At 43.6% G+C, this 10,786-nt stretch carries 11 protein-coding genes; 6 read left to right on the top strand and 5 right to left on the bottom strand.

Annotation, left to right across the window (positions count from 1 at the left end; translation table 11 throughout):
- Positions 1 to 114 precede the first annotated feature (114 nt).
- From HMPREF9389_RS08745 to HMPREF9389_RS08730, 4 genes are all read left to right on the top strand, one after another.
- Complete coding sequence (locus tag HMPREF9389_RS08745; RefSeq protein ID WP_002899377.1) at positions 115 to 453, top strand: PadR family transcriptional regulator; 339 nt, start codon at positions 115 to 117, stop codon at positions 451 to 453.
- Positions 428 to 1,027 (top strand): DUF1700 domain-containing protein, encoded by a 600-nt coding sequence (locus HMPREF9389_RS08740; protein WP_002928503.1) that lies wholly within the window; start codon positions 428 to 430, stop codon positions 1,025 to 1,027. The genes HMPREF9389_RS08745 and HMPREF9389_RS08740 overlap by 26 nt, the downstream gene beginning before the upstream one ends.
- A complete protein-coding gene (locus tag HMPREF9389_RS08735) occupies positions 1,020 to 2,060 on the top strand; it encodes a DUF4097 family beta strand repeat-containing protein (RefSeq protein ID WP_002928505.1) in 1,041 nt (346 codons plus the stop codon). The genes HMPREF9389_RS08740 and HMPREF9389_RS08735 overlap by 8 nt, the downstream gene beginning before the upstream one ends.
- A 143-nt stretch (positions 2,061 to 2,203) precedes the next feature.
- The gene (locus HMPREF9389_RS08730) at positions 2,204 to 3,157 is read left to right on the top strand and encodes a S66 family peptidase (protein WP_002928507.1); all 954 of its coding nucleotides are present in this window, start codon (positions 2,204 to 2,206) and stop codon (positions 3,155 to 3,157) included.
- A 78-nt stretch (positions 3,158 to 3,235) separates the two neighbouring features.
- On the opposite strand, the gene HMPREF9389_RS08725 is transcribed toward HMPREF9389_RS08730, so the two are convergent.
- From HMPREF9389_RS08725 to HMPREF9389_RS12220, 4 genes are all read right to left on the bottom strand, one after another.
- Positions 3,236 to 4,495: a carbohydrate-binding domain-containing protein gene (locus HMPREF9389_RS08725; protein WP_032906253.1), complete on the bottom strand. Its 1,260-nt coding sequence runs from the start codon at positions 4,493 to 4,495 to the stop codon at positions 3,236 to 3,238.
- Between the two features lie 19 nt (positions 4,496 to 4,514).
- Positions 4,515 to 5,228: a polyphosphate polymerase domain-containing protein gene (locus HMPREF9389_RS08720; protein WP_002928511.1), complete on the bottom strand. Its 714-nt coding sequence runs from the start codon at positions 5,226 to 5,228 to the stop codon at positions 4,515 to 4,517.
- A 189-nt stretch (positions 5,229 to 5,417) separates the two neighbouring features.
- Positions 5,418 to 7,841: a YhgE/Pip domain-containing protein gene (locus tag HMPREF9389_RS08715; RefSeq protein WP_002928512.1), complete on the bottom strand. Its 2,424-nt coding sequence runs from the start codon at positions 7,839 to 7,841 to the stop codon at positions 5,418 to 5,420.
- Positions 7,842 to 8,000: 159 nt separating this feature from the next.
- A complete protein-coding gene (locus tag HMPREF9389_RS12220; protein WP_002928514.1) occupies positions 8,001 to 8,462 on the bottom strand; it encodes a hypothetical protein in 462 nt (153 codons plus the stop codon).
- Here HMPREF9389_RS12220 and HMPREF9389_RS11585 point away from each other — a divergent pair.
- The gene (locus HMPREF9389_RS11585) at positions 8,449 to 8,898 is read left to right on the top strand and encodes a DUF4947 domain-containing protein (protein WP_235787861.1); all 450 of its coding nucleotides are present in this window, start codon (positions 8,449 to 8,451) and stop codon (positions 8,896 to 8,898) included. The two genes, HMPREF9389_RS12220 and HMPREF9389_RS11585, sit on opposite strands and share 14 nt — an antisense overlap.
- 244 nt (positions 8,899 to 9,142) lie before the next feature.
- Positions 9,143 to 9,673, top strand: a complete 531-nt coding sequence (locus HMPREF9389_RS08695; RefSeq protein WP_002928524.1) for a TetR/AcrR family transcriptional regulator — start codon at positions 9,143 to 9,145, stop codon at positions 9,671 to 9,673.
- A gap of 103 nt (positions 9,674 to 9,776) precedes the next feature.
- On the opposite strand, the gene HMPREF9389_RS08690 is transcribed toward HMPREF9389_RS08695, so the two are convergent.
- A complete protein-coding gene (locus HMPREF9389_RS08690; RefSeq protein ID WP_002928525.1) occupies positions 9,777 to 10,721 on the bottom strand; it encodes a 3-oxoacyl-[acyl-carrier-protein] synthase III C-terminal domain-containing protein in 945 nt (314 codons plus the stop codon).
- Positions 10,722 to 10,786: the final 65 nt, after the last annotated feature.

The raw sequence follows: 10,786 nt of genomic DNA on the forward strand, positions 1-10,786 counted from the left end.
ATTTTCAAAAAATATATAAAAATTTTATATATTTTGCTTGACTTTTTTCCCGAGAGGTTGTAGACTATATATAGAAAGATTATATATAAATATTTTACACAAGGAGGTGCTCCTATGTCTTTCCCCACATCATCGGCTTTGATTGAGTTTCTCATCTTAGCCATCCTTGAAAAAGACGATTCCTACGGTTATGAAATCAGCCAGACGATTAAGCTGATTGCCAATATCAAAGAATCAACACTTTACCCTATTCTGAAGAAGCTGGAGCAAAATGACTGCCTCACGACTTATTCACAGGAGTACCAAGGACGAAAACGAAAATACTATTCACTCACTGCCTACGGGCATGAACATCTACTCACTCTAAAAGAAGAGTGGCAAACTTATACCATGACCATCAGCGGTATCATAGAAGGGAGCATCCGTCATGACAAGAACCGAGTATCTAGCTGAGCTAGAAAAATATCTGAAAAAACTGCCACGCAAGGACTACCAGGAAGCTATGGATTACTTCACTGAGTATTTCGATGAGGTAGGCCCAGAGGGCGAGGCAGCCGCTATTGCTGAGCTAGGCAGTCCTAAGGAAGCGGCCCATGAGATTATGTTGAATCTTTTGGACAAAAAAGTCGAGGAAGATAATCAAGACAGCAGTTCATCAAAAAACACTAAGAACATCGTCCAGATTGCTATCCTATCCATTTTGGCAGCACCTTTGGCTATTCCGCTCTTTATAGTAGCAGCACTTTTGACTTTCGTTTTCTTCCTCTTAGTCTTTATCTTTGCTCTAGTCATGGCTATAGGTGCCTTTGCCTTCTTTATTTTTGGAATCAGCCTGATCTGGGACACTTTGACAGTGGGACTGACGACATCGATCCCGGCTTTCCTCTTCACTCTGGGGCTCAGTGTTCTAGCTCTGGGACTGTCCGGCATCTTCTACGCAGGCATTTCTCCTGTTACTCAGTTTGGCAAGGCTGGCTTTGTCAAACTAGCTCAACTCTTCGCAAAGAAAGGAGCACGTCATGGCTAACATCAAATTGAAAAAACCTCTTTTATCCGCAGCTATTTTAGCCTGCCTCTTTGGTGGAGCCCTGACAACTATCGGCTCCATTACAGGCGGTGTCAACGACTTGGTCAATTCTGCCAAAAGCAAGGTAAAACTAACGAAAAAAGAAGAAAGTTTCTCTGATCTTTCTTCCCTAAATATTAACTTAGCAGCTAGAAACCTCGTCATCAGCGAATCTCCTGATGACAAGGCTCACTTGACCTATTACCAAAGCGATGGTAACTATCAGATTGATGGAAGCTCGCTTGGAAAAATAACAACAAGTTCTGAAAACGGAAACTTAAACATCAAGGAAGATGGTGCAGGCTCCTTCCACATAAGCGCTGGCATCCGCTCCTTACTCAGCTTATTTGACCACGAATCTCAGGGGAAGCGTACTGTGCAGCTTTCCCTGCCCAAGGGGACCAAGCTTGAGACATTCAGCGGCAGTTCGTCATTAGGAGATGTTACGATGTCCAATCTATCAGCCAAAAATGCTGACTTCTCTCTATCCAATGGCTCGTTGACTGTGAATGATAGCCAATTCGCAGCTGGTAAATTTAAGAACTCTCTGGGAGAGATTACCTTCAATAACAGTCAGATTAGCTCTGGCAAAATCATTGATTCTTCAGGTACCATCACTCTGAGCAACAGCCAATTCGCAGCTGGCGAAATAGCAAACTCTCTGGGAGAGGTCAATCTAAACTCGAGCAAAATCTCCGACAGCACTCTGAAAATCTCAAGCGGCTCACTGAACTCTGAACAGTTGGAATTAGCTGGTACAATCTCTATCACTGACCAACTTGGCGATATTAATCTGAACTTGGTTTCCGGCAGTTTGTCGCAGCTATCCTTTGATCTGAAAACGGATCTAGGTGAAATTGACATCCCTAGTGGTATGAGTGTAGAGCACACCAAAGACGATGATGTTAGCGACTCTGCCATCCGTAAAGTCGAAAATCCGACAACTACACTTACTGCCAGCGCCCAAAGCGGCAGCATTAAGCTCAGCGAATAAATCATAGAAAAGAATATATACAATCAGGGAGTCCTCAGCGGCTCCTTTTTTGATAAAAATTCCCACAATTCTCTAAGATTGCTTTACAGGCCTTGGCCTTTGTGCTATGATATTCTATAAAAATTTATTCCAAGGAGGTCCCTATGAAAAAACTCACACCTGGTATGCACATTCGGGTCGTCAGCCCCTCGGCGTCAATTGAACACATCGGTGGCTTTGAGGCCAATCTAGCCGCCAAGGAGCGCTTGGAAAAGCTAGGATTTACCGTGTCTTTTTCGGAGCATTATCTGGAAAATGATCTGTTAGACTCTGCCTCCATCGAAAGCCGGGTGGCAGACATCCATGCTGCCTTTTCAGATGACTCCGTTGATGCCATCCTGGCCACCATCGGCGGTTTCAACTGCAATGAGCTCCTGCCCTATCTGGACTTTGAGTTAATTGCTAGAAATCCTAAGATTTTCTGCGGCTACTCAGACACAACAGCCTTGCTCAGCGCTATTTATAGCAAGACCGGCATGAAGACCTACATGGGACCCTCTTACTCTAGCTTTAAAATGGATGCTCTACAGGACTACCAGACCGAGAGCTGGCTCAAGGCCGTCAGCCAGACTTCTTATGAATTGACTCCTAGTGAAAAATGGGGCGACAACGCCTGGTACCTGCCCGATGCCCCACTGACCTTCCATGAAACGGAGTGGAAGGTCTATCATCACGGGCAAGCCCAAGCCACTGTTATCGGCGGTAATCTCTCCACCTTCTCACTTCTGCGTGGAACACCCTATGCCCCAACAGATGAAAACTATGTCCTCTTTGTTGAAGAGGCGGAGGAAGATGATTATGTAGAATTTGACCGCAATCTAGCAGCCCTCCTTCAGGCCTATCCCAACCCGCAGGCTCTTCTCATCGGCCGCTTTCCAAAAGAATGCCAGATGACAGAGGAGTTGCTCCTTTATATCGTGGATAAACATCCAATTCTAAAGACGATTCCCGTCCTCCATGACTTGGACTTTGCTCATACTCAGCCACTCTTTACCATCACCATCGGTGCTCAAGTGACGATGGATACGGAAAAGATGTTGATCAGAATTGATGAATAGCAAGAATCCTCATTCCAACTGGAATGAGGATTCTTCTCTTTCATTAGACACTATTTCATTGTTATCTTGCTGGCTTTTTTATCGTCCACCAAAACCGCCTTGGCCGCCTGGGGCACCGCCGCCACCAGGTCCACCAGCGCCAGGTCCGTCTGCTGTGATTTCTGTTCGGCTTTCACCATTGACCGTGATGGTACCGCCAGTGTAGGTAGCCGTTCCATCAAAGTCAAAGGCAGATACCGTAGAAGTAATATCCAAGTTTCCTCCTGACATGATGACATCACCGTTGGAGTCGATAGCATCGGTATCGCCTTCACCGACCTCGACCTTGATATCGCCACCAGTAATCTTGATAAAGATATCAGCGCCAGTTACGTCACTAGCTGCATTGATCCCATCATCTGTCGCATAAAGATCCAGCTTGCCGCCGTTAATGGTAACATTGGTTCCTTCCAGAGCTTCTACACTCTTGGAAACCGTAATCGTCCCACCATCAATCAAAGCGATATTGCTAGCGTGCAGACCATCATCACCTGCATTAATCGTGATGGTACCGGACTGGATATAGAGATTCCCCAGAGAAGTATCTTCATCATTGTCCGCGTGGATGGCATCTTCTGTCGCTGTGATATCGATAGTAGCGTCCTTGATATTAATGGCTGAAGCTGCTGACAGACCATGCTTAGCTGCCTTGATCGTATAGGTATCACCTGTCACCCGCAAGGTCTGCTCAGACTTAATCGCTGTTTCATACTTGCCGTCAACTGTCAGGCTTCCAGATCCGTTGAGAGTCAGGTCAGAGTTACTATAGATAGCTGCATCTGCATCCGTATTACTGTGATTTGATGAATCTGAGATGGTGTTTTGGCTGCCGTCAGCCAGAGTCAGGCTTGTTTTACCCGCATTTTCTACTAGGATAGCTGCGTCTGTCCCGCTCATGGTTACGCCATTTAGGACGATTTGAACTTTGTCGCTATCACCTGCTTTGACGACAATCTGCACATTTTCACTCGTTCCAGAAACGACATAGGTCCCAGCCTCAGAAATTGTCACGGTAGAGCCGGAGACACTAGCGCCGTCACCAGAGGTCTTAGCACTAGAGCCACTCAGGCTGATGGTCGTCGCCTTGGACTCATCATAAGAAGCATCTGAGTCCTCTGAGGCAAAATAATCAGAAGTATTAGTCTTAGTCTGACTGGTACTGGTAGCATTAGCAGTCTGGGTAGTGCTTGAAGCTGTAGAGCTGCTGGCATTTGAACTGCATGCTCCCAGCACTGCTGTCATCAAGACCAGTGGAATCATCAATTTAATTTTTTTAAGAGTTGATTTTGATTGTTTCATTTTTCTTTTCCTATCTATTTTATTTGCTGCTGATATAATTTGCTTTTTTATAAGCAAAGCCATATTTGGAGAAAGAGCTAGGAGACAGTTGGTAGCGATCCATGATTTCACTCAGCCATAGCGGGCAGGTTTCTGGAGTCTTAACTTCCATGATAACGTGATTGGCTGGCAGGAGATGATCTCCATGGCGACCAGCCAAGAGACTCAGATCATAAGGACGGTAGGTAAGGTCGTGATCAAAGGTAATCCGAATCCGCTCATCCTCAATCCCTTTCATCGAATAACGATTGTAGCCGATATACATCATAGGCTGAATATTGCCAAAACGCTGGGTTAGCCAAGCCATTTCCTTATCTATCTGAACGTCAGTCAGCTGACTGTAATCTCCGTCCAGATAGGCTTCCGCTGTCAGCAAATCTGCTGCAATTCGGCGTTTGCTGACCAGATTCTCTGTCTTTTTCTTGATTTCTAAAAAGACTTGACTATCTTCGGTCGGATGCTCTTGATAAGTCCGCAAGCGCACCTTCTCGTCAAAGCAAGGATTTTCCAAGGACTCACGAATGAGCTGATAAGACGGCGTATCGTAGTAGAGATTGTTAATGGTCGAATAAGCTCGCTCATCCTCCACCAGATAGCCTTCAAACTCTAGCAATAGATCCAGCAAGGTTTCCTTGGAAATGATGTATTTGGTTTCAAAGCGCTGAAAATGATTTTGAAAATTTTTTTCTGCCATGGGCTTCTCCCCTCTCTATCTTTCTTGAATGTAATGCAATTTTAAAGATGAAAACTTAAAAGAAAGATAAAGAAAACTTAAAGAAAACAAAACATCTCCCTTTTCAGGAGATGTTGATTAGAGAAAAAGTAAAAGAATTACAGATAGACTTTTCATCTACATTCTTACAGATTCATAAAGGCACAGACCCTAAGCTAGCTGTTTTTTATCCGTTCGATAGACCAGAGTACCAAGTGCCATGAAAAGAACTAAAACAAAAGCAAGGAAGACCACCTGACTACCTATTTGGCCATTCATGGAAATCGTTTGGCGTAAGCCCGATACAGAATAGCTCATTGGCAGCCAAGGGTTGATAACTTGGAAAATCTTACTAGTCAACTCCAGCGGATAGGTTCCTGCACTAGAAGCCAGCTGTAAAAGCAAGAGAATCAGAGAAGCAAAGGCACCGAGCTTGCTATCCCAAGTAACCAAAGCGGTTACAAGAGCCATAAAGGTCATGCTGGCTAGTACAATCAAACCAAGGGTTGCCCACTCATGGTTAGCAGATAGGCCTATCAAGTGCACAGCACCATAGACCAAAACACCCGCCACGACAGAAATGACTCCATTTACCTCTATACGGGCCTTCAGCCAATCTCGTTTCGTCCTAGGTTCTTGACCCGATGGAAGTGTACTAAAGATGATGTTGGTTGAAATAGCCGCCACAAATAAAGCTACTGAAATCATATAAGGCGCCATCCCAATGCCGTTTTTCTCTACCTTGTTCTCATCTGTCTTGCTCAGTGTCAGAGGATCTGCCAGAGTTTTTGCATTGTCTTCCTTGGTTGAAACAGCCGACAATTTATCGCCTGCATCCGCGAGTCCATTAGACAAATCGCTCGTCCCCACAGTAAGTTTAGAGAGATTATCTGTTAAAGCACTGCTGCCATCAGCTAGCTTCCCTGTTCCGCTCGCTAATTGATTGGTCCCATCCGCTAATTTCCCGAAACTAGAGGTCAATTCTGGCGATTTATCTGTTAATTGGGCTGCCCCGTTTGCTAATTTTGTTGTATTTGCTAGCAAATCAGGGTTCTTACTTGCCAAAGCTGATGTTCCCTCAGATAGCTGACCAACTGCATTGGTATAACTTATCACCCCTTGTTCCAATTGTGTCGCGCCAGTCGTTAGTTTATCATTTAGGGTATCTACACCTGTGACTAGTTGATTGGCTCCTCCGCTTGCTGAACCGAGGCCAGTACTCACCGTTGATAAGCCATTATAAAGGCCATTGATCATGCTAGCTGCCTGTGGCAGAACTTGATTTGATGCACCTTCTAACTGACTAAGTTTTGTTTGACTAGCGCCTTTTATCGTTTCAAGAGAAGCCCTCATTGTATCGATTTCTGATAAAATCGCCTGAGTAGATTGATCACTTCCTGCTTGACTAGCACTGACTGCTGCGTCAATCTCAGCCTTAGCCTCACTAGAAAGGCCTTGATAAGCGCTCGTCCCTTGGACACTTGCCAAAGCTGCGGCCTTGGCGTCTTGATTATTATTGATAATGGCCTGAGCGGATGCTGCTATGCTAGTCAGCGAAGCTTCAATGCTGTCTGTTGGCACTGCTGAGTCACTTGCTGCAGCTTGAATACTAGCATTCAACTGAGTCAAGCCAGTTGCCAAATCATTCACGTTTTGCTGATTGTTAGCTAAAGTTGTATCTACCGATGACTTTAATGTAGCCAAGCCAGTGTTCAGATTCGTTACACCTGTCGATAAGGCCTGAACTCCATCTCCTGACTGAGTAAGCTGTTGGACTCCACCCAATAAGTCTGCTGATCGACCCGACAGCTGATTTGCACCTTTGGCCACAGTACTTACACCATTTGCATAAGTGTTTATCCCGTTTGACAAACTACCCAGTCCAGACGATACTTGTGCAACACTCCCAGTATAAGTCTGTAGTCCTGTATTAAATTGAGCTGCACCGGACGATAATTTGCTCGTAGCTTGATTCAGAGTTCTTAAGTTATCTGCAATTGTCTGACTTCCTGAACCTAGTTGTTGGCTGCCAGATGTTAATTGCTGAGCACCATCAGATGCCTTAACCAATCCCGTTTTTAGATCTCCCATATTCTTAAATATGGCGCTTGTATAAGTATCCGTCACATTTTGCGCCACCGTCTGCTTCAAAGAAGCCATGGCTGAATCACTCATCTTACCAGCAATAAAACTGTGGCCGCTAGACGTTTGATAGTCAATCTTCATTTGCTGAGGATTATCGGTCAAAATACTGGCTGCACGTTCAGATAAATCACTTGGAAGCGTCACAACCATGTAGTAATCACCCTTTTCCAAACCATTTTGAGCATCTTCTTTACTGACAAAGTGAAAATCCAGATTTTTATTTTCCTTGAGGCTGGAAACAACATCCTCACCTATAGACAAGGTCTTGCCACTAGCAGTTACAGCTTTATCCTGATTGACAACCGCCACTGGCAAGTCCGATACCTTTCCATACGGATCCCACATGGAGCTCAAGAAAATAACATTATACAAGGCAGGAATCAAAGAGACTCCTAACATCACAATGATAAAAGTCGGCTTTTTTAAAATGGCTTTCCATTCTCTTAACATGTCTACCTCCTAAAAATTATACATAGTGTCCAAATTTCGATAAAATTGATTATACACCAATCGAAAATTATTACAAGTTTATTCTTTAAAAATTAGACATCGTGTCTAATTTTGTTTAAAAAGATTGTAGGGAAGTGGAATAAGTTAGCCCTAGTGTCTTTAATCCCTGAATAATCTGTAATCAAAAGGTATTCTTCCATAGGTAGGGACACAGAAAATCAGTATTATGTTAGAATGATAAGTTAGGTAAATGGAGTCAAGCATCGAGCTCTTAACTTGACGATACGGTTCCATGTGAAACACTGCTGTCAGCAGACGTCTCACACCACAGCAGCTCAAGTCAGATTGAGCACAGTAAAGAAAGGTTTTAGACAATGAAAAAAGAACACCATTTAGCTTATTTGCTCTAGTTGCAGCACTATTTCTTCTGTCAGCCTGCCGTTTCCTTGTACCATCTAACTCAGATTCTACCACTAACTCTTCTAATTCAGATAAATCAGGAAAAAAAGTTAGTTTAAAGGATTCCTCAAGCTCATCAAAGCAATCTTCCAAAAGTAAAAGCAGCTCCTCTAGCAGCAGTAGTTCTTCCAGAAGTTCTAGTAAGGATATAGAAAAAACCACAGATGGTCTTCCAGAAGATGCCGATCATGCTAAGAAAGATAAGATTTATGCGACTGGCAATGCCAAGGTTTATTACCAATCCTATGAAACAGGCGGTTTTGAAGCTCAAATTCCTGAATTTAAAGGATATACCCAAGAAAAAGTTAAAAGTATTTTGGGTGAGCCAGAAAAAGTAAGCACCGACCTCGCTTCTGAATATGAAGCCTTCCAAGACAAAGAATTAGAAAATCTGAAGAGGCTGGTTCAGGATCAAAAAATAAGCAAAGAACAGGCGCGTGCTTTCTTAGCGGGTGCAGTTGATAATGCTCAAGCATCAAGATTACAAAACACCTACATAATTTACTCTTATAAAAATGAGCAAATTTCTATTATCTTCTCGCAAGAGGGCGAGCTACTTTACGTCACTCCTGACCCCGACTATCTCTACTTTAAATAATGCTCAAAACGAAGGCCGAGACTTTACTTTAAGTCTCAGCTTCGCTATTTTTACTGCTTTTTGCCAGTCAATCAAGCCTAATTAAGATAAAATTTTAACTATCTATGCTTAATTCCGGAATTTAACTCTTTTCCACTGGAAAAACATTTGATATAATGGTACGTGGAGAAAAAGAAAAAGTAGTTTGCTATGATAGCTATTAGCTTGAAGAGCAGACTGAGGCTTAGCCTCAAAGGGAGATTTTATGTTAGAAAGCAATAAGCGCCGAAAAACCAAGGCTATTATTGAAAGAGCCATGGTTACACTACTGCATAAGCAGTCCTTCGATCATATCACTACTGTCCAGCTAGCTCAAGCTGCTGGTATCAGCCGTAGTAGTTTTTATACTCACTACAAGGACAAGTACGATATGATTGAACGTTATCAGCAAAACCTCTTTCATCAGTTGGGGTATATTTTTGAGAACAATCAAGAAGATATCAAAACTGCGATTACGGAGGTCTTTCAGTTCCTCCAGCAAGAGCCGCTCTTAGCCGCCCTTTTGACGGAAAACGGTACGAAAGAGATTCAAAATTTCTTGCGCCACAAGCTGCAGGTGATGCTGGCAGATAACCTACAGGACCGTTTTAGCAATCGCATTTACAATCATTTCGAAAAAGAATACAGCCGGGTCTTTCTTGCCAATGCCTTCTTTGGTGTCTGCCAGATGTGGATTGCTAGAGGAAAAAAAGAAAGTCCTGAACAAATAGCAGAATTTCTTTTGAAAATGCTGTAAGAAGTTGCTCGAATCCAATGGATCCTGGCTCTTCTGATATTTTGAAAAATTAAACAGGGTGTATAAAACCTCTTTTGGTTCTGTACACCCTATTTTTATTGTATTATAATTTCATAGCCAACATATTGACTGTCATACCAGCTGCTGTTCCCATCAGAGCGATGGTATCCCCTTCTCTGACTAGGTTGCGCTCCAAAGCATAACAGAGAGAAAAGGGCACTGCCACTGACACCATATTACCATAGTCTTGCACAATATTAAGGTATTTATCATCAGGTATACCCAAGCTGCGCATGACCATTGGCAGAGCACGACTCGCCTGATGCGGAATGATATAATCCAAATCAGATAGGCTGAGGCCGCTCTTTTCTTTAAATTCTTTAAACATTTCCGGAATTTTTCTGGCAGAAAGCAAGAGAATCTTCTTGCCATTCATGTCAAACATGTAGTGAGTTTTGGTAGCATCCGAATACTCCTTAGGCTGAAAAGATGTCAAACCACCGCGAATCTCTGTATCATGAGCTCCCTCAGACCAGGTCCGCTGCATGCTGGAGATGACCCCTCTTTCTTCCTCTGTTGCTTCAAAAATCAAAGCTGCTGCTCCGTCACTGAACAACTCAAAACTTTCCTTCTGATTGGGATTGAGACCCAAACTTCCAACCTCACTGGACACGATGAGGATCCTCTGATACTCACCAGCCTCCAACAAATGAGACATGAGACTTAAAGCTGAGATAAAGCTGGTGCAGGTCGTATTGATATCCATGGCTGGAATAGACAAGCCCTTAGCCACCAACTCATGAATCAGGGCAGCAGTGCAGGGAATAGGCTGAACGCCCACCGCACTGGCCGATACGATGCAGTCAATATCTTTGATTGTCAAGCCCGCTTGCTGCAGGGCTTTTTCAATCGCCTTAACCGCCATGGAAAGCTGGGTTTCTTCATTTTCCACCACTCGATAACGGGTCTGATCCTTAAAAGTCACGGTATTTCTAGGTAGATGCGTACCATAACCAACAATCTTTATATGATTCTTTACTGCAGTCATATTAAACTCCTTCTTGTCAGACTTGGGGCTGCTCGGCAGTTGGGTAAACTGCCAAAGCGCTTCAG

It is taken from the genome of Streptococcus sanguinis SK355, from assembly GCF_000212855.1.
Lineage (GTDB): Bacteria > Bacillota > Bacilli > Lactobacillales > Streptococcaceae > Streptococcus > Streptococcus sanguinis_A.

Excerpts from the sequence above, each read along its gene's own strand:
- HMPREF9389_RS08720 (WP_002928511.1), bottom strand. The coding sequence starts at position 5,228 with ATGGCAGAAAAAAATTTTCAAAATCATTTTCAGCGCTTTGAAACCAAA.
- HMPREF9389_RS08745 (WP_002899377.1), top strand. The coding sequence starts at position 115 with ATGTCTTTCCCCACATCATCGGCTTTGATTGAGTTTCTCATCTTAGCC.
- HMPREF9389_RS08730 (WP_002928507.1), top strand. The coding sequence starts at position 2,204 with ATGAAAAAACTCACACCTGGTATGCACATTCGGGTCGTCAGCCCCTCG.
- HMPREF9389_RS08695 (WP_002928524.1), top strand. The coding sequence starts at position 9,143 with ATGTTAGAAAGCAATAAGCGCCGAAAAACCAAGGCTATTATTGAAAGA.
- HMPREF9389_RS08715 (WP_002928512.1), bottom strand. The coding sequence starts at position 7,841 with ATGTTAAGAGAATGGAAAGCCATTTTAAAAAAGCCGACTTTTATCATT.
- HMPREF9389_RS08690 (WP_002928525.1), bottom strand. The coding sequence starts at position 10,721 with ATGACTGCAGTAAAGAATCATATAAAGATTGTTGGTTATGGTACGCAT.
- HMPREF9389_RS08735 (WP_002928505.1), top strand. The coding sequence starts at position 1,020 with ATGGCTAACATCAAATTGAAAAAACCTCTTTTATCCGCAGCTATTTTA.
- HMPREF9389_RS08725 (WP_032906253.1), bottom strand. The coding sequence starts at position 4,495 with ATGAAACAATCAAAATCAACTCTTAAAAAAATTAAATTGATGATTCCA.
- HMPREF9389_RS08740 (WP_002928503.1), top strand. The coding sequence starts at position 428 with ATGACAAGAACCGAGTATCTAGCTGAGCTAGAAAAATATCTGAAAAAA.